The sequence below is a fragment of the Sporosarcina sp. D27 genome (assembly GCF_000586555.1).
GTDB lineage: Bacteria > Bacillota > Bacilli > Bacillales_A > Planococcaceae > Sporosarcina.
This window is the reverse complement of record NZ_AZUC01000056.1, coordinates 74,697-100,995: the sequence shown is the minus strand read 5'-3', so window position 1 is coordinate 100,995 and position 26,299 is coordinate 74,697. Positions and strand designations below refer to the sequence as shown.

Below are 26,299 nucleotides of genomic sequence, written 5' to 3'. Positions count from 1 at the left end.
GGAATGGGCGTGTTTAGTGAAGTTTGCCACTCGGCGTAGCATTTACTGTGCTATACAAAGGCAAAACATCTTTTCTATTTTCATAATAATAGTAATAGTCGAGTGTGGCAAGGAATAATCCTTTTGCCATCTTTTCACGACCTGCTTCTGTTCCCATGATGCCCGTGTCTTTTTTGTTTGAGATGAACCCAAGTTCCGCGAGTACAGCAGGCACTGTGTTCTCTCGGAGTACAGCAAGATTTTTGATTTTCACTCCACGGTCTGTCAATCCCCATGCTTCAAGCTGACGGTTCTGCACATATTTGGCAAGGGCTTTTGACTGGGATACGTTTGGATTTACTGCTGCCGAACGTGTGTAATAGTACGTTTCTGTTCCGTTAGCAGATGCGTCTGTAAAGGAATTTGTGTGAATGGAAACAAAAATATCACCTTTTCCTTTTGATGCATAAGCACCACGCGCGGCAGGCGAAATATAAGTGTCAGTTGTGCGAGTCATTATAGCTTTCATCGGCACTTTATCGTAGTACTTTTCCATCTTTTTCGCAACGTTTAATGTAATGTTCTTTTCGATATATCCATTGCCTGAACTACCTGGATCCGATCCACCGTGACCTGCGTCAATGATTACACTAATATCACTCAATGGCTTTTTTCCTGGAGGTGTTGGATCCGGCTTCACTGGCGGTGTTACTGGTGGTGTTGGATCCGGTTTGTCAGAAGGCTTGTCCGACTGCAAGTAGGCCGTGTGCACAAAACCTTTTACATTGTCAGATGTGATGTACGCCCAATCTCCGACAAAATAGGCATACGAGACAATTTTACCTGTCGGGATGGAACCGATTGACGGATAAGATGTATTCGGACCAGTACGGAGGTTCAACTTCGATCCGTCTTTAGTGTCTACATAGAGATTCCGGTCAAATTTCTCGTTATCCGCTGTACGGAAGTCTGCGTTAATGCTACGAGATAGAAATACTGCAAAGTCACCGCGTTTGATTGTTTGAGCTTCACCAAATGTTCCGTCCGCGACTCCAGATGCGATTCCTTTTTTCATTAGTGAACTAGCTGCTGCACTTACCGAACTTGTATTATAATCGAAAGTGCGTCCGATAAAGAGAGCCATTTCTCCACGACTCAGTGTCTTGTCTGGTTTGAAACTACCATCCGTATAACCAGAAATGATTTTTTTGTCGACAAGCTGCTGTATGTAGCCGGAAGCAAAATTGTTTTTTCCAACGTCCTTAAAGTTTGTCGGACGCTGTTCTCCGTTCAAGTTCAGTGTACGTCCAAGCATGGCTGCTGCTTGTCCACGCGTTACTTGTTGCTCCGGGGCGAAACGAGTTTCAGAGACTCCGCTTGTGATCCCGCCTTCGACAAGATAATAGATTTCAGCCTGTGCACGGTGAGTCGTTCCGACATCCGTGAAGTTGGCTGCGGCCTTGGAATCTTGTCCGAATGGGACAAGCGCTGCGAGAGATAATGTAAGACATACTGCGAGTTTCTTCAAAATTACAATCCTCCAAATATTTGTCGTTACCGTAAAGGATACAACAATTCTTTGTATTTCTCTATGTTTCTATCGACCTAAATTGGGGTATGTTAATAGGTTATCGTTCTTTCACTCTAGCTATTCTGTCCTTGTTTTGTTTGCTAGCTTGCTGAAAAGCTTTGTGGGACGCATTTTGTAGAAAACGCCGGATCATCTTACTAGGGATGATCCGGCGTTATTTTTTATCATTTTATTTAGTTTTTTGCGCCTTCAACTGGAACTTTATATCCATTTTGTTGAGTTTCAAGAGAAGTGTCGATAATGCGACCTTCGACTTGTGGATTGATTTTGTCGCCTAGTGACTGCAAGTATTCGATTAGGTTTTGTGTGTCTGAGAATCCAGGGTCTGATACACGGCCTTCGCTAGATGCTTTTTCAAACACTTTGTAATCATCTCCACCGCGTGCTGTGAAGGAGTTTGTTGCGATGTAGACGGTTTTAGTGTCTTCCAGCGCTACATACTTGTCGCCTTCTTTGACAAGCACTTCAAGCACACGCTCTCCTGATTTTTTCGTGCTGTCGTAAGTGAATTTCATGCCGCCAACGTGAAGGAAACCGCCATCTTCTTTTAGTCCTTTGCCGCCGTCAATCACCGATCCGCCTACGCTGCGTTCAAGCGCTTCTTTTACTTCCTTGCCGTTCGACTTAATGATTGCCAGTGGGTTTCCGAATGGCAGTACCTGCATGACACTGCCGACAGAAATGTCACCGGCTTCAATGCTCGTGCGAATTCCCCCACCGTTCTGCACAGAAACAACCGTCTCTTTATCCATACCTGGTAGTGTTTTCGCTTTTGTCAGCATTGCGTCTGCGATCAAGTTTCCAAGGTTCGTTTCGTTGTGGCGGACACTGGATGTGCCTTCTGCGTTGGAGTCACGCGCACCGCTCAAATCGACTTCAGAATTAACGCCAATCGATTCTTTCTTCAGTTCTTCCTTCCCTGCTTTGAATGGTGCAAGGACAGCTTCTGCTTTTGGATCAGCTTTCATAGTCTTCGCATCAATCTTTACAAGTTCACCATGGTTCCAGTAGATTTCGCCCTTAGTATTGAACTTCACATCTAGTGTTCCGAGGTAGTCTCCATACTGGCCAGCTTGGACGATTAGCGTTTTGCCACCATTTTCGTTAGCAATGGTAATCGGCTCTTTTAGTGGTGTATGTGTGTGGCCGCCCACGATAACATCAATGTCGGGTACCGCTTTTGCTAGCGCCTGATCGCTTCCTTCTGGAGAGGCTTCATCCACTCCAACGTGGGTCAATGCGATAATTTTGTCGACACCTTTCGCCTGAAGTGCCGCAACTGTTTCTTTCGCGCGGTTAATGTAGCTGAGTACTTCGACATCTCCCGGGCTTGAAATGTTGACAGTGTCTTCTGTTGTCAGACCGAACATTCCAACTTTCTGACCATCAATATCGACGATAGTGCCGTCATAGATTTCCCCGCCACTCGCATTATCCGCAATGCCACCTTTGTAGAGGTCCTTCAGTTTCTGATCCCCTTTGAAATCTAGGTTCGCGCCGAGCACTGGAAACTTTGCTCCTAGAATGTAGTTGCGTAGTGCCTCGTGTCCTACGGCGCTACCACCTTCGTCAAATTCATGGTTACCGAAAGTAACAGCGTCAAAGCCAAGGTAGTTCATCATCACAACGTCGGCTTGTCCTTTATATTTGTTCCAGTAAAGGTCGCCTGAGAAGACGTCTCCACCGTGGAGTAATAGGTTGTTTTCATTTTTGGCACGCAATTCGTTCACAACTGTCGAAATGTACGGGAAGTTGTCTAGGTATGCGTGGTGGTCATTCATGTGCATCACCATGAGGTCGAAGTAGCCGAATTTTGCGTTGCCTCGGTTGAGGAATAGGGCAAGTTCGCCACGTGTGACGGGCATGGATGTACCGAATGTTTTGCTATCTTTTCCGCTAGCGATTTTTTCGTCTACGAGTGCTTGCACGTATGGTGCGAAGCGTTTGTTGACGTCTGTAAATTGTGTTTCAGTTAGTTTGCTGTCGGCTTCGATTTTTGCAGCTTTGACGATCATGGCTGCTGCTTCACCACGTGTTAGGTGTTCGGAAGCTCCGAATTTCGTTGTGCTTTTCCCACTAACGATTCCGTTTTCAGCAAGAGCATCTACTGCCCATTTTGCGTTTTTAGGTACGTCTGTGAAGCCTGAATCTTTGTATACGCCACCCGGCTCAAGACCCATGACTTTTGCAATGAAGATCGCTGCGTCAGCGCGTTTGACTGATGATTTTGTGTCGAATTTTGTTTCGCTTACGCCTGATGTTACGTTATTTGCCCATAGGAAGTTGACCGCGTCTGCATAACGCTCAGAAACGTCGGTGAATTTCGAGGAGTCGGCTGATGCGCTTGGTACCGCCAGTGCAGTTGCGACTGCTGCCGCTGTTATGGTCGTTGCCATGAATCTAGTCTTCTTCGTCATTCGAAATTGCCCCCTAGAATAGTAGTTTGGACATGCATGTCTATCATATCAGTTTCAGAGTGTTACGACTAGTTGTATTTGAATTATTTGAATAGGGAACTAGGAGGACGGTGTCTCTCTTCGCTGCGGCCGGACGCTTTTCGCGGGCTTGATTTCAGCCTCGGCCCTACAGGACGTAGGTCATGCAACCGTTGCGACAGGACGTCGCGAACTTAGGTTGCCTCGGTCGCTTCGCTTCCTGCGGGGTCTTCAATCTTCGCTTATTCCGCTGGAGTCACCGGCCTGCGCTCCGTTCGACAGAGTGTGGGAGGACAGATAATTATATTGTAGATAGAAAGAATAGAGAAAATCCCTCGGGGCTGTGGTGGCTCCGAGGGATTTGTTTAGAAACGGAAGGGTTCGCGTTTTACGGCTAGGCTTCCGAGGATATATGCAATTAGGGACAGGACTACTGGGATGGTGACGGTGTGGACTCCTAGTAGATTGCCGTATTCCTGGTTGTAGAAATGGATGGCGATGTAGCTACCGATTCCGGTGATCATGGATAGAAGCGCACCGTATTTGTTGCCGTGTTTCCAATAGAGTCCTAGGACGATTGGCCAGATGAAGGCAGCTTCTAGCCCTCCGAATGCGAATAGGTTCAGGAAAATCAGTAGGTCCGGCGGTTGCAGGGCGAGTAGGAATACGATGATTCCGAGTACGCCGGTTATGCCGAAGCTGAGTATTTTGACCTTTTTTTCGGGTGCGTCTGGTTTGATGAAGTTGAGGTAGACGTCTTTGACGATTGCTGAGCTGACAAGTATCAGAAGCGAGTCGACGGTGGACATAATAGCCGCCATGGGTGCCGCGAGGACGATGCCGGCTAGCCATGATGGTAAAACTTCAAGCGCGACTAGCGGGATGACTTTATCCCCCACTTCGATCCCTGGCATGACAGGGCGCGCGAATATGCCGATCAAGTGCATGTTAAGCATGATAAACCCGGTGACTATAGTACCGATCGCGAGTGCTCTGTGCATGGCACGGGAACTTTTGTAACTCATTGTCCGAACGACCATTTGCGGAAGGCCAACGACCCCGACGCCGACGAGAATCCAGAAACTTGAGACATAGGCGGCGGTTAGGCTGCCGTCTGCACCGAATGGCGTGACAAGGCGAGGGTTTTCATTCAACAAATCTTGCAAAATGGCTGGAACTCCGCCACCCGCGATGATGACACCGATGAGTAGAATGAGTGTCCCGACAACCATGATAGCGCCTTGGACGGCGTCGGTGAGTGCGACGGCGCGGAATCCCCCGATTGTGACGTAGACGAGGACGCTGACCGCGAAGATAAAGAGCGCAGTCGTATAATTGAGTCCCGTGAGCGATTCAATGAGACGTCCGCCGCCTACCCATTGCGCTGTCATTGCGGAAAATAGAAAGACGATGATGGCGATTGCTGAGAGAATTGCGACGGCTGGGCTGTTGTAACGTGCTTTCAGGAAGTCGATCATCGTGACCGCGTCGTAACGACGGCTCAGGATGGCGAACTTTTTACCGAGTACGAGTAGGACGAAATAGCCGGTGACGACTTGGGTCATGGCAAGGAGCGCCCACCCGAAGCCAACGGTGTATGCGGTTCCTGGGCCGCCGAGGAAGCTGGATGCGCTTCCGTAAGTCGCGACCATGGTCATCGCGAGGACGAAACCGCCTAGTTCACGGCCGCCCAGGAAGTAGTCTTGCAGGAAGCTGCCGCCACTGCCCATTTGTTTGGAGGCGATGAACCCGATGGCAAATATTGCGATCAGGAAGATAATGAGCGGGATGAGTACGCCGATGTTCATGATTTCGGTCCTTTCTGTGCGGGTTTATCCGAAAAATTAGGTGGATTTGGATGGTACGTCGGGTCGTCGTCTAGCGGCATGTCGGTGAGGACGAATTTCGCGAGAACGACGGTGATGATGCTCATGAGTATGAAGCCGACGACGCAGCTCCAGAAGAACCAATCGGGCAGGCCGAGTATATATGTATATTCTTCAACGGGGCGACCGCCAAGTCCATAGGCGAAGCCGAACCACCAGATGAAGTTGAAGATGGCGAGCGCGAGGCCAATCCATGCTTCTTTATGCGCTGTTTTGAAGCGCGGGTCTTGTTTGTGTTCGTCGGATTGTGGTGCGTTAGGTGTGTCCGGTCGCATGGCGGTACCTCCTTTTGGTGAGTGCTGGGTTTTTGTTGAGTATATCCTATTTTGTGGATGGGGGGTAGGGGGAATTTGGTGTGTTTGAGCGGATTTGTGTGGGGGCTTGATCACTTTTGGGGCTTTCTTGAGCGGATTCTTGGGATGCTTGATCACTTTTCATGGTGCTTGAGCGGATTACGCTTGGGCTTGATCACTTTCAGGCTTGCTTGAGCGGATTGGGCACTTGCTTGATCAATTTTTCCAAATTCCACAGGTCTTCCGCTCGAAAATGCGTCGCGGAGCGGCGCACTCATATCAATCTTGGTTTTGGTTTTGGTTTTGGTTTTGGTTTTGGTTTTGGTTTTCGGGCATGGGAGAGACTAATTGGTCGCGAGTTTGTGTTGGGAGGATATAAGTTAAAATCCGCGGTCATGGAGATGGGCTATACTTGAGCTGATTTAGGTAGCGCTTGAGCAGATTTGCGTGGGACTTGATCACTTTTCGAGTTGCTTGAGCGGATTGGGCACTTGCTTGATCAACCGTCGCGGTTTCAGTGGTTTGCTTACTAAAATATAAAAACCCTGCCACAGCAGGGTTTTTACTTGGTGCAATACTGATAGATTGCGGCGGTTGCGAGGCAGTCGCCGAGTGCGTTGTGTGCGTCGTGTTCAATTTGTAGATATTGTGTGAGTGTTGTGAGTTTGTGATTGGGTGTGTCTTTAATTTTTTGGCGTGCGATTTTCACCGTGTCGATGACGGTGTATTCTGGGATGGACACTCCGTTTACACCTTCGAGCGCATACAGGAAGCCCATGTCGAATGAGGCGTTGTGCGCGATAATCGGCAGGTCCCCGATGAATTCGATCAGCTCACCAAGCTTTTCATCTATCGGCGGCGCTTCTTCTACCATTTCATTGGTAATTCCCGTCAGGCGGGTAATTGTTGGTGAAATGTAGCGCTTCGGATTGATGAGGACGTCCATCTGTTCATCTTTCCAGTGGTCGAAATAGCGGATTGCCCCAATTTGAATGATTTGGTCAGCACCCGCTCGTAATCCCGTCGTCTCAAAGTCGAGAACAACGTAATTGTTCACGGGTTTTGTGCTTTTTTTATATTTTTGTGCAGTCGTTTTGCGCGAACGATTCGGCTGCTCGGCCTTTTCCTGTAACAACCGAATCGCTTTTTCATGGATATCCAAGTAGTTGCTCCCCCTCTACGAACCTATTATGGCTAGTATACCCTGGAACGACCGCACAAAACAGACACCATGTGTAATTAGCAGAGTGTTACAGACGTTTTTTGTGGAAATGAATAAGGGTTCCTATTAGAAAGACAAGCCCTGTTCCCATTGCAACTAGGAATGGAGTCAGCAATTTCTTAGGTGTCACTTCCCCTATCAACATCTGTGGAGGTGCAGTCAGCAGTTGAAGTGGATTCCAAGACGCAGTATTCGGGAAGATCCCGATGATGAACAAGGCGATAACTACCCCGACTGTCACCAAAAGACCGCCATATGCGGATGCAAAATAGGTGTTGCCCCATAGCGTGACGATGAAAATTAGAATTCCGAAAACATAGACGCAACTTGCGGCTAATAATACGTGCTCTAAGATGCTTTGATCCCAGTAAAAGGCAGTGTAGCAGTATGTGATGCTAAAAGTCAGCAGGAATGCAATCGTCCAATAGAGAAGCCCCATGACCAATTTTGTGGTAATCACGGTGCTGCGACGTAAGCCTTTAGTGAGCAATATGATGAGTGTGCCTTTTTCGAGCTCCTTCGACATCATTGTACTGAACAATAAGATGAAAACAAGCAGACCCATTTGTGAGAAATTGCTATAAAATTGTAACCACGAATCCAGCGCTGTCGGCTCTGGTAGATTGAGTACCGTACCTTCTGGCATGAATTTCTCCATAACGGCTGGTGTGATTTTGGCGGTGAATGGGTTTAAAATGCCGATCACTGAAAAAATGAGGACTGTGAGAAGAAGCTTGTAGGATTTCACACTTTCCGTCCATTCCTTCTTAAGAAAACCGAGCCATTGACTCATTTCAGCACCTCCATTACGACTTGTTCGAGCAGTTTTTTGTGAGCATTCATCGATTGGATAATGAGACCCCGTTCGGTGAGATCACGCATGAATTGTAGTCGTTCGTCGTCGTTCGATAATCGGACAACAAGGGATTCTCCCTCTATAGACATGCTGTAGGCGAGATTATTTAATGTCGATAATGCTTTCTCTACCGAAATGGTGAACGTGAAAACGAATTGATGGTCTACTTGCTGCTGCAGAGCAGAGAGTTCATCTTGAAATATGATAGTTCCCTCGTGCAACATAGCGACGCGGTCACAAATTTGCTCAGCATCCGATAAAATATGTGTAGAAAAGAAAACCGTTGTTTCGGATTTGGCAGCTTTTAATATGGATAAAATCTGTGCGCGTCCTACTGGATCGAGCGCTGATGTGGGTTCATCGCAAATCAGTAGTTTCGGTCGGTTAAGGAGTGCTTGCGCAATCCCGAGTCGCTGTTTCATGCCTCGTGAGTATGTCCGGATCGGCGATTTAGTTTGGCTGAGTCCTACTAGTTCAAGTAGTTCTTCGATACGTTTCTTGCGTTCTGATTTCGGCATATTCGTGATGACGGCGCATAGTTGTAAGTATTCACGTGCAGAGTAGAATGGATAAAATTCCGGAACGTCCGGTAAGTAACCGATATGCGCGTTCGATTTTGTTTCCCCAAATGTGACCGGCTGACCGGCGATTGTAATTGTGCCCGAAGTGACGGGCAGCAATCCTAGCATGCATTTCATGAGTGTTGTTTTGCCGGCACCGTTTGCACCGACGAAACCGAAAATGGTATTTTCCGGGATATTCAGATTGACTTTTTTCAGGACTTCTTTTGTCCCAAAGCGTTTTGTAACGTTATTTATCTTAACGACCATCTTCGTCTCCCCTTCCCGCTACAAAATAAATGATTGGACCAATAAACTGAATGAAAAGTACAATGAGCAGCCATATCACTTGGTTCCCGAACCGATAATGAGGATGGCGAATAACGTGAATCGCAGAAAATATGGCGAGTCCGAATTGTATCAGAATGATCGGGATTAGGAATGGTAAGTATTCAATGAATAACTCCAGATCTGTGTTCATTATTTCCCCTCCAATCCCCAGCGTAATTTTTCTTTTAGCGCACGCATCTCTTTGTCCTTTTGGTACGGCTCAAAAAATTGGGCGTTCATAACCTCGATGGCGGATTGTTTGATGAGGTCGTCGTTGCGAAGTGCGTTTTTGCCTAGATCCAATTGCTCCAACCATCCTTCCAATAAATTAAAGTAGGAGTCCCCTCGGAGGGCGATCGGCCATAGATCATGGATGCATACCTCTACATAATTCTCTAAGTATTGATACAGTAACTCTCGATTGTGTGTGTTAGCGGCCACTTGCGCAACGCTTACGTAAAATTGCAGGCAAATGTTTGGGTGCAGTTGCTTCAGTTCGTAAAGCTCGATTAATCCATCGATCCGGCGAATGGTTTCATCAAAAGCAGATGTGTCTGATGCCGTCAGTCTTAGATAAATCGGACTGCTGCCGACGAGTTGGAGAATGCTTTGGTACATCAGCACTTGGATAACGCGGGTTGCTTCCTCTTTATTACCGAGTTGTTCGTGGGCGGTGGCGAGAAGCACTTCGTCACCGATGCTCGGTTGGATGACTCCATCTAGGAGCTCGAGTGTTTTTTGTGGATTTGCTTGCATGAGTGCAACGTTTGCTTGCAAGGAGTTCACTTGTCTCAGCACCCAGACATCTTGGCTAACCTGTCGAATTCGCTCGAGCCACTGGATGATTTGGTTCAAGATAATCGTACTGTCTTCTGCAAGGTGATAATGGTTAAGCATAAGAACACTCATTTGTAGGAGTAACGATGGATGGTGATAGTGCGTTTTCACTTGGTTCTCAACCTCTTGGAACACGAGTGGAAACGGTTCTTTCCCAAACTTTTGCGAGAAGTCATTATAAAGTTCTTGGATTTTTTGCTTGGATACTTCCTGTTCATAGCTGAGCAGTTCATCGACCGTGATGTCAAAGTAGGCTGCAAGTTTCGGGAGCAATGTAATGTCGGGATAACTTTGCCCTTTCTCCCATTTCGAGACGGATGCTTTTGTGACTTGGCAATGCGTGGCCAGTGTTTCTTGCGTAATGTTTAAACGCTGACGTTGACGAAGTATAATGGAGCCGATTCGGAGCATGGTGTCTCCCCCTTTTATATTCTCTCTTCAGTATATGTTAATCGGCGGGAGATTCAATCTACTCATGGTTGATATACAGAGTGGCAGGTCAACTGTTGGGTTACTTAGTGTGATGGGAGAGGTTGAGTTGCCTCGGAGAACGTGCGGGTTGCCCCGGGAAATGGGCGGGTTCATTGCTGAAACGAGCGGGTTGCTCGCGGAAATGGGCGGGTTGCTCGCGGAAACGGGCGGGTTCACTGCTGAAACGGGCGGGTTGCTCGCGGAAACGAGCGGGTTGCTCGTGGAAACGGGCGGGTTCACTGCTGAAACGGGCGGGTTGCTCGCGGAAACGAGTGGGTTCATTCCCGAAACGAGCGGGTTGCTCGTGGAAACGGGCGGGTTCATTGCCGAAACGAGCGGGTTGCTCGCGGAAACGGGCGGGTATCCTTAGTTAGCTGTCGTTCAAAAGGCAAAACGTGGACATCGAAAGCCTTTATACTCTCATTTTTCATCACTAAATGCGTAGCGAAGCGGAGCACACCAATTTGTCTTGGTTTTGAAATGGGGAAAGTCCGATTGGTCGCGAGCTTGGAAGTGGACTGGAGTGGGTATGTTTCCGCGGGAATGGAGCGATTTGACCGGGAACACTATCGAACGCTTCCCGTGCTAAAACACGCAAAAAGGCTGCTCATGGGCAGCCTTTTTACTTTACTTCTGAACAATCACGTAGCTTCCTGCAGCTTCGATCTCAAACTGCGCTTCGTTCTTTTTCACTTTGACTTTTGATGATTTGTTTGTGCTCAAGTTGAGGGCTTCTGCTTTCTTCAACTTTTTCGCTGTTGCTTCATCTAATTGGATGGCAACTGCGATTTCTTCATCGAACTTTTTGATAGCTGATTTTTGAGCAGCTTTCCCTTTAGCGAAGTCGATTGTGTAGACGTCTGAAACTGCATTTTTCACTGTAGATGATGACGATGTGCCAACTGTAATCACTGCGTCTCCGCCAGTGCGTTTCATTAACTCTTCCACAGCATCGTCTTCAAATGTGTACACTGCGTTGCCTGCTTTTAAGACCAGGTCTTTTTCGGACTTCTCGATTTGCTTTAACACCGCTTTTGAGAATTCCACGTCCATCGTGCCTTCAGCGGCTGGTACATCAATGATGATTTGCTTTGCTTTTTTGTCTCCGATGAATGAAGCAATCATATCTTCAGTCACCACAACAGCTTTCGGTGCAGCGGCTTCCACGTGAACTTTAACAGTCGTTGTGAAGTCGCCGAGTGTGACGCTAATTTCTGCATCCCCTGCTCCGACTGCCGTGATTTTACCTTGGGATACTTTTGCAACGTCTGCATTATTGGACTGGTAGGCTGCGTTTGTTGTCACGTCTTTTGTAGTCGATGTGCCGTCTGCTTTCGTCGTTGTTTCGACGAGCTGAACAGAAGCTGTGTCCCCCACTTTCAAGGAGACACTGTCCTTATCCAACGAATACGTAATGATTGGAGCGGGCTCACCTTTTACCGTCAAGTAAACGAGCAGGCTTTCACCGTTGGGCAAGACGACTTTCACTTGCGTTTTACCTGGTGTGCGCGCGCTGATCAATCCTTTTTTAACCGTTGCAATTTTGTTGTTCACGACGCTGAAACTGCTTGCGCCTGTTACGTCTTTTTCAGTGACTTTGCCATCTGGAGTAACTGTCTTCTCAGTTACTTTGATTTGCGTTTGCTGATTTACTTGCATCTTCACGTCTGTTTTATCCACTGAATACGTGACGATGTTTTGTGGAGGTGTGACGACTTCTAGGTAAACGAAGATCGTGTCTTCTCCTGGAATCATGACACGGACTTGTGTTTTACCTGCTTTATGCGCAGTTACGAGCCCTTTTGAAACCGTTGCGATTTTGTTGTTCACAACATTGAAGCTTGTCGATGGCGTGAAGTCTTGTTCAACAACTGTTCCATCTGGCTTAACTGTCGTCTTTTTAACAGTAAGTTGTTCTTGTTGACCTACACCTAATTTAAGAGTGTTCTTATCAACCGAATAGGTCACAACGTCTTGTGGAAGATCTTTCACTTCTAGATACACGAAGCGAGTATCTTGGCCTGGAATCATGACGCGGACTTGTGTTTTGCCTGCTTTGTGTGCAGTTACAAGACCTTTGTGGACTGTAGCGATTGAATTATCGACCACATTGAATTTTACTGACGGTGTTACATCTGTTTTCACGACTGTACCGTCCGCTTTCACCTTAGTTTCAGTGATTGTCAGCTGTTCTTGCTGGCCAACACCGAGTGATAGGTTTTTCTTGTTAACTGCATAGCTGACTTCTTCTTTCACAGGTTCAGCAGTTACTGTAACTGGAACCGTTTGTGTAAAGTCATTGTATGTGACTGTGATGTCCGCTTTACCAGCATCAACTGCTGTCACTTTTCCGTTTGAAACTGTTGCAACCTCTGCGTCGCTTGAAGCAAATGTTGCTTCTGCAGTTACATCGCGGTCTGTTGACGTACCGTCTGGCTTCGTTGTTGTTTCTGTGACGAGAAGTTGAGCTGTGTCGCCCACTTTCAAGTCAAGCGCAGATTGATCGATAGAAACAGAGACAGTGTCCACTGGCTCTTCGACTACTGTGTAGATGACTTCTTGTGCTTTGTTACCAGCAGCGTCAGCATATTTCACAGTGACATTGTTTTTGGTTTTATCAAACGTTGGAAGGTTAACTGTGAATGAGCCATCCTGTTCAAGTTTAACTGCACCCGAGTCAACAACCGCTTCCCCTGCTGTCACTTCGTATGTTGCTGCTAGTTTTGTGTTGATGTCGTAGCCCATTCCGTATTTCACGAGCTCTTTTTGGTAGTCGACGTACTTGTCGATGATTTTACCAGTTGCTTTTCCGTCAGCAACGGATCCTTCGATTGTGCCTGCTGTCGATTTCACAACAACCGGTCCAACGTAATCAGAGATCACTGGAGGATTGCCTGATACAGTTTCCGCGGTGAAATCAATTGTATACAAGCCATCCGGAATTTGTGCTTTGCCAGTGCCATCCCACGGTGTGTATTGCCCCGCAATCGGAAGCTGGTAAGAGCCTGCTCCAAGTGAAGTGCTGGCATGCAAGTAGCCGATATAGCCATCCTCGTACACGCCACCAGTTGGATCCATGATGTTCCAAAGTTCGATGAAGTTTGTAGCAACATCACCTGTGATCGTGAAGTACATCATTGCGTTGTCATTCACGCCATCTCCGTTGAACGACAGATCTGTTTTCGTGATTTCCATATCTTGAATTGCGACTGCAGATGCGCCACCAAAGTCCGCAGCGAATGGTAATGAAAGATCATTGCCATTTCCTTCGATGTGAATGTACCCGAGGATTTCATCCCCAGCTTTTGTCTCTGCTTTAGAAGCAGTTAGAGTTACGTTCAATAGCTGTTCGCCATTTAGTGTGAACTCGGATTTGTCGACTGTCACTTTTGCGTCGCCGAATCCTTTTGTTACGTCAACGGAAACTGAGTAGTCGCCGCCAGCTGATTTCAAATCTTTCACTTTGATTTGCTTTGTGACGTTCAGGTTTTTATCCAACTTTTGAGGACCGAATGTAACGGTTCCTTTTAAGTTTTCAACTACCGTTCCGTCATTGTTTGCTGTGTCAATCGCATAAGCAAGTACATCTGCGTGTGCCGCTTTGTAAGCATCAACGCGTCCTGCTCCTTGTGCGAAGACGTCATATTTCTTCGTATCTAGCAATTTAGCAGTGTTTGAAAGAGCTACTTTTACGTCAAATGCGTTCCATGTTGGATTCGCTTGTTTCACGAGTGCTGCGATTCCAGCAATGTGTGGAGTTGCCATTGACGTACCTGTTTTACGTGAGTAGGCTTCGTTGTAATCTGCTTCCGGATAATCGTTCCCGTACATTGGGATTGTTGACATGATGTTTGTTCCAGGTGCCGATACGTCTGGTTTAATGTCAAAGTTCGGTGTGGATGGACCACGTGAACTTGAGTCATTGACTTCATCACCTGTTGTTTTAACGTTTGAGAATTGATCGAACGAAATTGTACCTGGTGCTGTTGCAAGTGCCGCACGAAGTGCATCTCCGTCAGTAACAGACATATCAAATGTCGGGATGAATTCGAATGCATCACCTAGGAATACGTCTGATTTGTTCGGTGCATTTGTACCGCCAGCAAAGTTGTGGACGATAATAGCTGCTGCTCCGTTTTCCTTAGCCGCTGCGACTTTATCGACAAACGCGATTTCTCCACGAGCAACGAGTGCCACTTTGCCTGATACGTCAAGATCTGCGTAGTCTTTTTCAGCACCAACGCCAGGGACTGCAACGAGGTCGTAGTTACCTGTCAATTCGGATTCTACGTTTTTACCGAACGTCGTTGCCATCAGGTCATTCACTTTGTTGTATGTGAAGTCACCTGCTGTTACATTAACGTTTGCTTGGTAATGGACTTCCGGATTTGTTGTATTTCCTACCGCAATTCCGAGTCGTGATGTTGCAGGTGTGCCCATTGTGCCTCGGTTCGGTCCTGCGTTGCCCGTTGCGATGACAGAAATCGTGCCTGCAAGCATTGCGTTGTTGATGGCGAAGGATGCACCATCTGTTTCAGAGTTCGCGCCACCACCAAGTGATAGGTTGATCACGTCGATTTTCTCGATGACTGCTGTGTCGATTGCTTTGATGATGCCAGAAGTTGCACCACTACCGTAAGCGCCTAGAACGCGGTATGAGTAAAGGTCAACTTTCGGTGCAATTCCTTTAATGCCGAATTCGTTGTTACCTTGTGCAGCAATTGTGCCTGCCACGTGTGTTCCGTGAGTCGTATAGAATGTGCTACCACGCTCGTTCACTTCCGGTTTGTTAGCCGGACGATCGAGTGGAGATGTTTCAGAACCATCGTCATCTGCGCGTGGACGTGCATAGTCACCGCCTACGTGAGGAACGAAGTTTTTACCACCTTTATAAACGGCTTTCAAATCAGGATGTGAAGAGTCAATTCCAGTATCGAGGACCGCGACTTTGATGCCTTGTCCTTCAATTCCTTCCTCCCATAGCTTGTTAATGCCGAGGAATGGAATGCTTGTGTCCATCTTTGCATCTACTTTCGGGTCCACTTTTTGAAGGCCTTCTTGTGCATAGACTGTTGTGTCGGGTTCGACGTATTTCACGCCGCTTACTGTTAGGAGTTTCTTGAGGTCGTTCGCTTGAACTGTTCCGGAGAGACCGTTGAGGACTGTATCGTATGAGTAAGCTTGGTCGAATTTGACGTTTTTGACCGTCATTTCTTTACGAGCTGTGTTTTGTTGAGCTTTGATTTTTTCTTTTTTGTTAGCGATTTCAGATTGTGTCATCTTCTTTCCGTTTAGCTTCTTGATCCCTTGTTCAAGGCCAACTGCTTTTTCGGATAAATGAATGATGACGGGAACTTGTTGACTGCCATTGAGATCCTGCAGATCCTTATGGAGTCGTGCATCCCCTTCCAGCAAGCTTGTCTGTTGTGCAATCGCAGCTTTTTGCTGGAGTACACTCTCATCTGTCGGATTCGGCTTGAACGGCTGTTTCAACAGCGCTGCGTTTGCAGTGCCAGCGAACGGCAGAATAAGCGAAAGGACCAGGATGAGTGTTAGAAATGTACTTAGAAATTTCGTGAATTTCTTTTTGGTCAATTCCTCTTCCCCCTTTTCATGGTTGTTGTCAGACTTAACTAAATTAAGTGACAGAATGACAATATCATAGTTTGGAAGATTTTAGAACGGCTTGAGGACAAGGTTTTGAGTATTTAACACTATTTTCTGAAAAATCGTTCGATAGGCATCCATTTGGGTCATGTGGAGTAGTTCGTTGGAGGGGTTGAGTACTTCGGAATTCGTGATGAATGTAGGGTGATGTGGGGGTAGGAAGTTTGACGGAGGTGATTGGTGTTGGATTGGGCGGGGCGTTTGATGGGTTGTAAGGGTGTCAGTTTGGGGAAACGAGCGGGTTGCCGCGCGAAACGGGCGGGTTACTCTCGAAAACGAGCGGGTCGCCGCGCGAAACGGGCGGGTTGCTCGGAATCGAGCGGGTCCCACTCGAAAACGGGCGGGTTGCTCTCGAAATCGAGCGGGTCCCACTCGGAAACGGACGGGTCGCCCTCGAAAACGGGCGGGTTGCTCTCGAAAACGAGCGGGTTGCCCTCGAAAACGGACGGGTCCCACTCGGAAACGGGCGGGTTGCCCTCGAAAACGGGCGGGTCGCTCACTGAACCAATCAGAGCCCCCTCACCAAAAGGATCATCTCCACAAAAAAGACACTTCGCAAAATTACGAAATGCCATAACTTATATCCTCCCCTAGCTTACTCACTTACTTCACAGCAAAACTCATAGATAGTTGCCGTAGCACGACAATCCGTCAAGCCGCTCATTGAGTGTTCCTTCGCACCTAGTAAAAACGCCAATTTCCTCATCTTCTCTTCATCATTTAACTGACTAGCTACTTTTCGTGCTAGTTTACTTGTATCCACCACAGTATATTTTGGTAAAATAACTGACGAAAAGTCCTGAAGTGACTCTAAAAAGCCCATTTCAAACGAACTGTCGTGAATGACAATAGGGAGCTCTCCGATATATGAGACTAGTGGCTGAATCACCTCTTCCATAAGTGGTGCATTCTGAATTTCCACATTTGAGAGGCCAGTTCGCTGTGTTACTTCAATGGGGATATGTCGTTGAGGATTCACTAGTGATTCAAAACGATCTTGTTCGACATGATTTATATATCGAATCGCTAGCACATCAATTATTTTATCAGCACCTGCCCGCATACCTGTCGTTTCGAAATCCAACACTATATAATCCTCGTGGCAATCTTCGGTGGTAAAATAATTACTACTTTTCGATTGCTTTCTTACACGATTGTTTTTTTGCATCGGTTGCTGGTTTAACAATGTCTGAACTATCTTTCTCTGAGATTCCATTAGTTGCACGTCCCTTGCTATAAATATGAATATCCTTTTCCCGAATTTCCAAATAATATGCATGAAATCAATATGTTTTCAAATAATTTTATTTTTCATACTTGTTCTGCGCAAGCTACCTTACTGTTAGCATTACCCACTATTAAATTTTTCAAGCATAAAAAAACTGTCCGGCTCATCAGTTATCACTGATAATCCGAACAGTCTTCCCTATCATATCGCTCTATCCACTTAAGGCTGTTTTAACAATAATACTTTAAAGTAGTTTTTCCAACCGAATGCTTTCCACTCTGCTTTTGTTGGCATGTCCAAAGGCATCGGAAGGAAAACACGCGGTGCACTTTCCTGATCACGGATGGATTTGTCGTATATGACTACATCCCCCGCTGCCAGACCCTCTGTGACAACCGAGCGATTGAGATATTCAAATGGTGTTGTAACATCTGTTGCTGATGCATAACCTTTTTCGTCAAGTCGCCAGACGAAAGCTTGATCTTTGCCAGCATCCGTCAGCCACTTCGTCCGGACTGCTGCGGCGTTTTGAGCAACATTTGTTGTAATGACAGTATTCACATGAGTACCAAAAGGAGCTGGTACTTCCTCGTCATTCGCTTTCAATCGAACTTTGTAATACGCTAATGGATTGGTTACTTTCTTATCCGCAAGTGCTTTGTAGGCATCTAAGAATTCGTTCGATGTTGCAGGAACCTGATCAATCGATTCAATCGCACCGTCCAAAGTTCCTTCTGTGCCCTTTGCGTCTAATACAGCTGGATTTCCGTTCGCAATCTTGCTCCACTCTTCGTCTTCTGCATACGTTTCAACCACTTGCTCATTGCTATAAATGACAACTTTCGGCTGATCGCTCTCGCTAGTAATACGAGCAACGACGCCATCTGTTGGGCTAACTAGTGCAGGACTTGATGAGTTTTGTTCCAACTGGGATTCGACCACTTTCAGACGACGTTCCGTATCTGCTAAATCACGCTCTGCTTCCGCGATTGCTTGTGCATATGAACCGGTTTGGTTCACATCGACTTTTACATCTACATTCAGCTCTACTTTTGTATCGTCATTTGTCCGTGTACGATCTGATTTCGATGAATTGGAGCTATTTGTTTTGTCTCCTGTTTCAAGATCGGAAATTGTCGAACGGATTGTACTTTGCTGAGTCTGCAGTGCTTCTTTTTCAGATTCCCAAACTGCACGTTGACCGTCAGCTTGTTCTGTCTGTAAAGTTGCGAGTTCTTCACCTGCTGTGACCGCGTCGCCCTCGCGCACGAGCCAACTATCGATTGCATTGCTGTCGTTCATATAGACTATAAAGGTTTCTGCCGGAGCGACCAAACCATCTTTAGGCATGACTTCTTTGTATTCTTTGACCGCCAACCGTTCGTAATTGCTCACATAGACTGATTTTGGTATAACGCTTTTCTCTGAATACATTAAGTAGAGATTGAGCGCAACAAAGACGCTAACAACAATTGCGATTGCTACATTAGTAGTTTTGTTCATTACGAAGCGCCTCCTTGCATGACATAATTGAAGAGGCGTTCAAATGGAATGTACCCGATCGCCGCTGTTAGTAAAGCGAACAAAATTTGCAAGCCAATCAAGACTGCGAGTAAACTTTTCCAATTCATTGTCTTTGTATATGAACGGATGAAACTAAATTGCAAGCTCACGATGAGTGCAGAGATGATTGTTAATTGATTGAGGAACATGACTAAAAACCATGTGTCTAAAAACGTTGCTGATAACGGACCGAATGATAGAAATGAAACGTTTGCCGCTTCCCCTTTTACAACAAACACAAGGAACACTAGAGCTTTTTCTATGAGGAGAATGCCTGTTACCAGTAATTGCAAAGGCACAATACGGCGTACAGGAATCGATGTCAAAAGGCCAAGGATATAGGATACAAAAAACAAGTGAAAAGCTATGTAGATAACTGCCCATATAATAGAACCGATCACTGAGACAATCCGCGCAATTGTATAATCGCCATCTGTCGCAACAGTGAGCATCGGACTAAGTGATTCAGTTGTCATTCCCCATATGTCGCGTAATGCATAGAGTATGATGCCCGAAAGAAAAAGGAAGACAATTCGTCGGTTGAATCCGCGCATTGCCGAATTTTGGTGATTTATCGCGAGCTGTGATGGATTCGTTACATAGCGCCAGAACGAAAAGTTGAAAAACATGGGATAATTCCTTTCTTGTCAAAGATGGGAAACGGATTTCGATAATAACTTCCTATCCTCTACTTTAGCAAAATCTACAAGATTTGCAAAGAATTCATGTGAAATTCATACAATCTTAGACAAATTAATAAACTACAAATTAAAAAGGAGTTTCTAAGTGACCTAAATGTGGGTAATGAATAACTAAATAACAAGTTGACTATACTACCTAACATTTCTGACAGCCCCCTCGGAAATTTCTTGTTATTTCCCGGGAAATCGACAAAAGGAGCTGAGTACCATGGAAAATAATACACGAACTCAAAAGATGGCATACATGTCTTGGCAAGATATTGCTTTTGGACTTCTAGGTTCAGCACTATTTGTCGTGCTACTAATCATTTTCACATGAACACAGTGTACTTGATGCTTACGAAACCACTTTAAAAAACACCTATCATTTTAACATTTGATAGGTGTTTTTTATGTGGCATTATTCAGTTTGTACATTTGGTGTGCGCAATCCTTCCGTCAGTTCAGTGAACAGTAGTTTATTATTGTTTTCCAGGGCGTAGTCAATCATTCTCAATCGATTTTCCAGTTCCATTTCCCCGATCAGCTGCTCGATCTCACGCGCTTGCGGTTCGGATAACTCCGGGGCTAAGTGGAAGATACCTTCTAACACACTTGATAAATGATGGTGTAAGTCAGAAATCAGCAACAATTGATACAGCGGTAATCGGATGAACCGGCTGCCTCGCTGAAATACAAATACTTCACCTAAGTTTTCGACTTGTAAGCTTTTCATGTTGATGACGATTTCTTTTCCTTCAATCGGGACAAATTGAAAGACCTCTTGACCTTTCAGAATCGAAAAGTACTGATACGCAAACACTAATCGCAGACGGAAATCTTCTTTACTCGTATAAAATGGAGTCATTCGTTTAACTGATAGCATCTGGATCCCCTCCGAATTTGAATATTCCGATTATTTATAGTTTATCACATCCAAGCTCTTTTTGTGAATGACAAATGCCTGCTGTATTGAACTATATGTAACTGGAGCAGAAGCTATTTCACTAACTCATCACTCTATCCTTCGATTTGGTGGAAACATGCAAAAAGACATGCTATGCGACGTGAATTCCTCAATTCCCAGTTCACTTAACGCATCTAACACAGCCTCCGCCATTTTCTTATTCGAGCGGTCTACCTGGTTAAATGTAATGAGATTTTTTGAATAGTCCATTGTAATTGAGTCAAAAAAAGATTCTCCTACAGTCGCCGAAATGACATACAATGTCTGACGTTCTCTCACATCTATGATTCCATCCGAACTTGCAGGTTGTAGCTTCGTCTTGAGCGAGCTAACTCGCTCGGTCACCATTTTTTTTAAACCAGGTATGTAGACTACCATTTGATGAGTTATAATCTCCAACTCCTTTCCGCTATTAAAGATGATACTTTCCATATCATCCTGAAATTATGTAAAACTACTTATATTTTTACGGATACTGTTTTATTTTCATCCAAATCCAACGAAATGTTTAAAAAATTTCACGTTTTGTTGGATTCTCTATAAATCTCCCCCTTCTACTTTACGGTAAAACAAAAAGTGGAGGGAATGGTCATGGAACGCAAGGATAGAAACTTTGGGAAGCAATTTAAAGAGTACCGAGAAGAATATTTGGAAATTAAACAATTGGAAGCCGCTGAGCGTCTATCCATCTCATCTTCTGCCCTATCCAACTACGAACGGACTGATCGGGATTTAACTCCCGACATGCTCGCTGAAAAATGAAACGTACCTTTGACATACCAGATGATTACTTCATAGCGATGCTGATGGGAGAGCCATTGAGGGACGTCCAATCACCCCATTCTAAATCAGCCGGGAAAACAAGTGAAATACGAGAGCATTATCGCGATCAATTCATCGAACACCATCGTCAGTTGTTAGAAGAGAGCAATGAACTTCGTGAAATGATTGCAATTGCAGCATCACTCTCTGCAAAACAGCGTCGCATCTATTTAATTCGATGAAATCCAATCTTGCAGTATTTAAAAGTTTAGTCGCAAAAAGTGAGCAATCTGCTACTCCCCTTCACCCTTCTGTAAAGGAATGATGAAGGGTTTTTTCTTTTCCTGCATGTGATGATTTACGAAGGTCGCTGAACTGATGTATAATAGAAAGAATGCTTTGTCTAGGGAGTGGTTTTATTTTGCGCGTCGCTGCAGAACGTATTTCGTATTTGCATGAACGAGAAATCGAAAAGATGATGAATGATGTCCACTATACATTTCGCCCGGATAATCCGGATCAGTCGGAGCTCATCCGAAACGCTATTACGGCTGTTCGAAGGGGTGCTATTTCGTCGTATCGTTATTCCCAAGATGACGGTGAAGTGCTCGCCCAACTCAATGATCGAGCTTCGGAATTTGTAAGGTTTTCATTTGACGAGCAAACGTTGAGTTGCACATGTGGTCGTAAGGGACGTTGTGTCCACCAACTTACTGTCGTATTTGACTTATACTCACAATTCCACTCATTGACAGAGTGGTTTCAAGAATGGAGAACGTCTGAAAAAGAGCAACTTGTCTTGAAAGTTACCGATCGTACACCAGAAGCGTGGGATGCCGTCTTGACACGAGTGACCGCGCCTCTTCGTAAACTTACCTTATCGACCAATTCTTCTGTGTTCACATATGAATGTGCAGAAATCGAGAATCGCGTTAAACCACTCATGCCGTTTGAATATGAGTGGAAGCCACTGTTTGAATTATTCTATCGTCTTCACCTAGTCGATGCGGCTTTCGAGTACGCCTCTTCAATACTTTCATCGAGTCACTCCCAGCATTCCTATGGGACTTGGCAAATTACCACATGGCTGAACGACCAAATTTCCGATATAGAAAAATTAGCTGGGACTTTCAGTAACAAACCGAAGTTATTTGAAACAGACCCGTTCATGAAACGTTTGAAAGAGATCGTTCACTCTGTTTGTATCCATCAAACAGGCTTATTTCCTTATCGCTTCCGCATTTATGAAGCCATTTGGGGACAGCTTTTTGTTGATCGTAACGAGAGAGAATTCGAGAAACAGCAGTTGACTCAAGATGCTTCTGCTGATGCTCGTCTGTTTGCAATGTATTTTGCGATTATCGAAGGACGCGGAGACGTGCTGGAAAGCGCTCTTGCTGAAGAAGATCAGCCTGATTTCGGAAGTTGGATGATGCTTGCGAAGTTTGCGCTGGCTGAGGCGCTTGCACCCACTGCCGCTTCGATTGCACGCGGACTTTACCCCTCTATTGAAGGGTATTTCAGTGAAAAGAAAAGTCGGAGTGAACAGCTTGCTGCTGCACATGAAATCGATATGCTCCTTGCGAACGGTGATTTTTCTGATGAAGAGCGGGAATCCGTATTTGCAATGTACGGTAAAATCGGGATACCACGTTATTGCGATTTTCTGATTGAACGTCAGCGATATCAAGAATGGGCAGCACTCTTGCATCGGTATAACGTACCTTATGACAGTGTCGAACAAGCGGATTTGAAAATCGTGTTGGCTGAGCAACCTGCCGCTGCACTTCCTTTGTTACATGATTACGCTCAGCAATTCATCGCGGAAAAGAATCGATTGAGCTACCGTCGGGCTGTTAAACTGTTTAAGCGCATGCGAACTGCTTCTAAAAAGAGTGGTCATACAGAATTTTGGAACCGTTATATTCGAACAGTGCGGGATAAATACCGTCGGTTGCGCGCGTTAATTGAAGAAATGGAGAGGGGTAATCTTGAATTATGAGATCAGCACATCGACTTGCACGTGAGTTACAACTGACCATCCAGCCTACAGATCGTGGTAACTTTGCGATTTCAGCTGCAGATGACTATGGAACTACCATACCTGCTGATCGCCTTGTCTCCTTTTTCTTTTTCGCCGATGATACGTCATTGTTCGGATTGACGGTCCCTATTGAGGATGACACTGTCATTTTACATCCCCATGAGTGGGTCCAAGCATTGAGCGGAAACCGCCATCCTTTTGTTGAGTTTACGGGTGCTACCGAGCAGGATGTCGCTAAGTTAGAAGCAGCTGAAGAAGCAGCTACACTTTGGCATTCTAAGGATTTGTGGTCCTATACGGAACCAGACGCGGAGCAAGTTATTCACTTCGCCGGTGACGCGGCAGGAATGTCGGAATCCGCCGCTCTTTTGACGAAACAAGCAATTGCCAGCAAATTTCAAACGCTCGGAGTTCGAGCGGATATGGTACCTGCTTTGTTGCCTCATTTAAAAGCTTACGGCTGGCCAGGTGAGACAAAATCCGATATTCCTGTACGACCTGCACTCCGACTGACTGAACCGGATTCGGAACGGACTGAAGATTGGTTACTGGAAACGGTTATATTGAATGAACGCGGGACACAATGGTTGCCTGCAAAATCGAAATTGAATACTTCTATTGAAAGTGCGCTTCCCGCGAAGTGGAAGCCATATGCTTCTGCCATTACAGAGCAACAATCCGAAATGATTTCGTTCCTACAATCGCTAGAGCCTGAGATTGAAGATAGGTTTCTCCATATGCCGATGAGTGATCCCGAAGTCCGGATGTTCATCCAGCATGACTTGCCATTGTTCCAATCGTTCGGACTTGCGGTGCTCCTTCCCTCTTGGCTGAAAAGCGTAACTGAAACGAAAATGAAAATACGTACAGATGCAGGTGTTCAGTCATACAAATCTGCGGCCGGGTTAGACGAAGTTCTTTCGTTTAACTGGAGTTTCTCACTTGCTGGCAACGAAATCGACCGGGATACGTTTCAGAAAATGGTGGATGAAAACCGTGAATTCATCCGTACTGGAGACGAATGGTTCCATATCGATCCGACTTGGTTGAAGCGGATTAAAGAGTTGATGGAGCAAGCAGATAATGGGGAGTGGACTGTGAAAGATTTACTGTTCCAAGAACTCCCTGAAGAGATCGTTCCGAGCGAAGACGATGAGCTTGAAGACGATCCGCTACTCGCGTTCACGATGCAACATTCTCTGCGCCAATATGTAGATCAGGTGATGGATAAAAAGGGATTGCCTCACGTTCAAATTCCTGAACAGTTGCAAACTGAACTGCGCCCATACCAGCAGGAAGGTTTCAACTGGCTCATGTTCATGCGAGAGCAACATTTCGGTGCATGCCTTGCTGATGATATGGGACTTGGTAAAACGGTTCAGCTTATTAGTTACTTGCTTAAGGTGCATTCACAACCGGACACGACACCGTCACTCATCATTTGTCCGACCAGTGTGCTTGGTAACTGGCAAAAGGAATTGGAACGTTTTGCGCCTTCGCTAAAAGCTGCCATTCACTATGGACCCGGTCGCTTGAAGGAAGATCAGTTCAGCGCATTTCTAGCTCAGGAAAAACCTGATGTCGTGCTGACGACTTACGGTACAGCAACTCAAGATAGTGAATTTCTCATTGAATTTCCTTTTGCGAGCATCACGTTGGATGAAGCGCAAAATATTAAAAACATGCAAACGAAGCAATCTCGAGCGATTCGGAAACTTCGGGGTGGTCATCATATCGCGTTGACGGGGACACCGATTGAGAACCGACTTGCGGAGTTATGGGCAATTTTCGACTTCATCCATCGAGGATATTTCGGTAGTTTCCGGAAATTCACGGATGACTACATTATTCCAATTGAGCGGGATGATGACGAACGGACAAAAAGTCGTCTGCGTTCTAAAATCCACCCATTCTTGTTACGAAGAACGAAAAGTGATCCAGACTTACAGCTCAATTTACCGAAGAAGCTAGAGCAAAATGAGTATGTGCCACTTACAGGTGAACAAGCTGCAGTTTATGAGAGCTTTATTGAAGAAACGAAATTCAAGTTACAGACACTTTCAGGATTTGAGCGGAAAGGGCTCATTTTGAAAATGTTGAGTAGATTGAAGCAATTGTGTAATCATCCTGCTCTGTTCTTGAAAGAACCTTTTACGCAAGCTGATGAAATGTTGTCGAGATCTGACAAACTGGAGCGAATTGTGAAATTAGCTGCTGAGATAGCGAGCAATGGCGAGCAATGCTTGATCTTTACCCAGTATATTGGAATGGGACAACTCATCCGTCAATGTTTGGCTGAGCTTTATGGATACGAAGTACCATTCCTGACAGGAAGTATGCCGAAGGGTCAGCGTGATCACCTGGTCGAAGCGTTCCAAAAAGGGGAATTCCCGATTTTCATCCTATCCTTGAAAGCCGGTGGAACGGGGCTGAACTTGACAGCTGCGAATCATGTTTTGCATGCGGATCGTTGGTGGAACCCTGCTGTAGAAAACCAAGCGACCGACCGTGCATATCGCATAGGTCAGGAGAAGTTCGTGCATGTCCATAAATTCGTGACAATTGGGACGATAGAAGAAAAAATTGATAAAATGCTTGAAGAGAAAGCCGCGCTGTCTGCGGATCTTATCCAGTCCAGCCAGTGGTTAACAGAGCTATCTGATCGAGAACTGGACGACTTACTATCATTCGGCTAACCAATATTTTAATCCGCAAATCACACATGTGGTTTGCGTTTTTTTATGTAAAGATGCGGTTAGACGTGACTGATTCGCTTGATCTGCAATACCCTGTGTAGCTCACTCTCTCTCTGTTCCTGCTCCACCACGTCTAACCGTTCGTTTAAATTTGCGACCAAGCGGATTAGCTGTCCAATTTGCAATTCCATACGCAGAATTATTTTTTGTTGAGATTCCATGTTATTCTCTC

General features: G+C 45.7%; 23 protein-coding genes. 6 read left to right on the top strand and 17 right to left on the bottom strand.

Features of this window, described 5'->3' with window-relative positions:
* Positions 1-13: 13 nt before the first annotated feature.
* From N693_RS0114965 to N693_RS0114950, 4 genes are all read right to left on the bottom strand, one after another.
* Entirely contained in the window at positions 14-1,507 is a 1,494-nt protein-coding gene (locus tag N693_RS0114965; RefSeq protein ID WP_025785645.1) for an N-acetylmuramoyl-L-alanine amidase, read from the bottom strand.
* Positions 1,508-1,743: 236 nt separating this feature from the next.
* Positions 1,744-3,987, bottom strand: a complete 2,244-nt coding sequence (locus N693_RS0114960) for a 5'-nucleotidase C-terminal domain-containing protein (protein WP_025785644.1) — start codon at positions 3,985-3,987, stop codon at positions 1,744-1,746.
* 383 nt (positions 3,988-4,370) lie between these two features.
* Positions 4,371-5,813, bottom strand: a complete 1,443-nt coding sequence (panF, locus tag N693_RS0114955; RefSeq protein WP_025785643.1) for a sodium/pantothenate symporter — start codon at positions 5,811-5,813, stop codon at positions 4,371-4,373.
* Entirely contained in the window at positions 5,810-6,166 is a 357-nt protein-coding gene (locus N693_RS0114950; RefSeq protein WP_025785642.1) for a YhdT family protein, read from the bottom strand. The genes panF and N693_RS0114950 overlap by 4 nt, the downstream gene beginning before the upstream one ends.
* A 161-nt stretch (positions 6,167-6,327) precedes the next feature.
* Here N693_RS0114950 and N693_RS20405 point away from each other — a divergent pair, with 161 nt between their 5' ends.
* Positions 6,328-6,600: a hypothetical protein gene (locus tag N693_RS20405; RefSeq protein WP_037593428.1), complete on the top strand. Its 273-nt coding sequence runs from the start codon at positions 6,328-6,330 to the stop codon at positions 6,598-6,600.
* 146 nt (positions 6,601-6,746) lie between these two features.
* Here the strand turns inward: N693_RS20405 and N693_RS0114945 are convergent, their stop codons facing one another.
* The 5 genes from N693_RS0114945 to N693_RS0114925 form a co-directional block, all read right to left on the bottom strand.
* Positions 6,747-7,346 carry a PolC-type DNA polymerase III gene (locus N693_RS0114945; RefSeq protein WP_025785641.1) on the bottom strand — a complete coding sequence of 200 codons (600 nt, stop codon included), beginning with the start codon at positions 7,344-7,346 and terminating at the stop codon, positions 6,747-6,749.
* Positions 7,347-7,434: 88 nt separating this feature from the next.
* The gene (locus N693_RS0114940) at positions 7,435-8,199 is read right to left on the bottom strand and encodes an ABC transporter permease subunit (protein ID WP_025785639.1); all 765 of its coding nucleotides are present in this window, start codon (positions 8,197-8,199) and stop codon (positions 7,435-7,437) included.
* On the bottom strand, positions 8,196-9,092 hold the full coding sequence (locus tag N693_RS0114935; protein ID WP_025785638.1) for an ABC transporter ATP-binding protein: 897 nt from the start codon (positions 9,090-9,092) through the stop codon (positions 8,196-8,198). The genes N693_RS0114940 and N693_RS0114935 overlap by 4 nt, the downstream gene beginning before the upstream one ends.
* The gene (locus tag N693_RS0114930; protein ID WP_025785637.1) at positions 9,082-9,303 is read right to left on the bottom strand and encodes a PLDc N-terminal domain-containing protein; all 222 of its coding nucleotides are present in this window, start codon (positions 9,301-9,303) and stop codon (positions 9,082-9,084) included. The genes N693_RS0114935 and N693_RS0114930 overlap by 11 nt, the downstream gene beginning before the upstream one ends.
* Positions 9,303-10,400, bottom strand: a complete 1,098-nt coding sequence (locus N693_RS0114925; RefSeq protein WP_025785636.1) for a helix-turn-helix domain-containing protein — start codon at positions 10,398-10,400, stop codon at positions 9,303-9,305. The genes N693_RS0114930 and N693_RS0114925 overlap by 1 nt, the downstream gene beginning before the upstream one ends.
* Positions 10,401-10,464: 64 nt before the next feature.
* On the opposite strand from N693_RS0114925, the gene N693_RS0114920 reads away from it, so the two are divergent.
* On the top strand, positions 10,465-10,830 hold the full coding sequence (locus N693_RS0114920) for a hypothetical protein (protein ID WP_156028936.1): 366 nt from the start codon (positions 10,465-10,467) through the stop codon (positions 10,828-10,830).
* Between the two features lie 257 nt (positions 10,831-11,087).
* Here the strand turns inward: N693_RS0114920 and N693_RS19345 are convergent, their stop codons facing one another.
* The 7 genes from N693_RS19345 to N693_RS0114880 all read right to left on the bottom strand — a co-directional run bounded on the left by N693_RS19345 (position 11,088) and on the right by N693_RS0114880 (position 20,997).
* Positions 11,088-16,055, bottom strand: coding sequence for a S8 family serine peptidase (locus N693_RS19345; RefSeq protein WP_025785634.1), 4,968 nt, complete (start codon positions 16,053-16,055; stop codon positions 11,088-11,090).
* A gap of 335 nt (positions 16,056-16,390) precedes the next feature.
* The gene (locus tag N693_RS0114910; protein WP_025785633.1) at positions 16,391-16,702 is read right to left on the bottom strand and encodes a hypothetical protein; all 312 of its coding nucleotides are present in this window, start codon (positions 16,700-16,702) and stop codon (positions 16,391-16,393) included.
* A gap of 20 nt (positions 16,703-16,722) precedes the next feature.
* On the bottom strand, positions 16,723-17,343 hold the full coding sequence (locus N693_RS0114905) for an exonuclease domain-containing protein (RefSeq protein ID WP_025785631.1): 621 nt from the start codon (positions 17,341-17,343) through the stop codon (positions 16,723-16,725).
* Between the two features lie 231 nt (positions 17,344-17,574).
* Complete coding sequence (locus N693_RS0114900) at positions 17,575-18,858, bottom strand: hypothetical protein (protein WP_025785629.1); 1,284 nt, start codon at positions 18,856-18,858, stop codon at positions 17,575-17,577.
* A complete protein-coding gene (locus N693_RS0114895) occupies positions 18,858-19,547 on the bottom strand; it encodes a hypothetical protein (RefSeq protein WP_025785628.1) in 690 nt (229 codons plus the stop codon). The genes N693_RS0114900 and N693_RS0114895 overlap by 1 nt, the downstream gene beginning before the upstream one ends.
* A 472-nt stretch (positions 19,548-20,019) precedes the next feature.
* Positions 20,020-20,484 (bottom strand): hypothetical protein, encoded by a 465-nt coding sequence (locus N693_RS0114885; RefSeq protein WP_025785626.1) that lies wholly within the window; start codon positions 20,482-20,484, stop codon positions 20,020-20,022.
* Between the two features lie 129 nt (positions 20,485-20,613).
* On the bottom strand, positions 20,614-20,997 hold the full coding sequence (locus tag N693_RS0114880; protein WP_025785624.1) for a hypothetical protein: 384 nt from the start codon (positions 20,995-20,997) through the stop codon (positions 20,614-20,616).
* Positions 20,998-21,156: 159 nt separating this feature from the next.
* Here N693_RS0114880 and N693_RS20285 point away from each other — a divergent pair, with 159 nt between their 5' ends.
* The 4 genes from N693_RS20285 to N693_RS0114860 all read left to right on the top strand — a co-directional run bounded on the left by N693_RS20285 (position 21,157) and on the right by N693_RS0114860 (position 26,067).
* Entirely contained in the window at positions 21,157-21,327 is a 171-nt protein-coding gene (locus tag N693_RS20285; RefSeq protein ID WP_156028935.1) for a helix-turn-helix domain-containing protein, read from the top strand.
* Entirely contained in the window at positions 21,324-21,569 is a 246-nt protein-coding gene (locus N693_RS0114870) for a hypothetical protein (RefSeq protein ID WP_025785623.1), read from the top strand. The genes N693_RS20285 and N693_RS0114870 overlap by 4 nt, the downstream gene beginning before the upstream one ends.
* Positions 21,570-21,748: 179 nt before the next feature.
* Positions 21,749-23,329 carry a hypothetical protein gene (locus N693_RS0114865; protein ID WP_025785621.1) on the top strand — a complete coding sequence of 527 codons (1,581 nt, stop codon included), beginning with the start codon at positions 21,749-21,751 and terminating at the stop codon, positions 23,327-23,329.
* Positions 23,326-26,067 carry a DEAD/DEAH box helicase gene (locus N693_RS0114860; RefSeq protein WP_025785619.1) on the top strand — a complete coding sequence of 914 codons (2,742 nt, stop codon included), beginning with the start codon at positions 23,326-23,328 and terminating at the stop codon, positions 26,065-26,067. The genes N693_RS0114865 and N693_RS0114860 overlap by 4 nt, the downstream gene beginning before the upstream one ends.
* A gap of 59 nt (positions 26,068-26,126) precedes the next feature.
* On the opposite strand, the gene N693_RS20400 is transcribed toward N693_RS0114860, so the two are convergent.
* A complete protein-coding gene (locus N693_RS20400) occupies positions 26,127-26,288 on the bottom strand; it encodes a hypothetical protein (protein ID WP_172643599.1) in 162 nt (53 codons plus the stop codon).
* Positions 26,289-26,299: the final 11 nt, after the last annotated feature.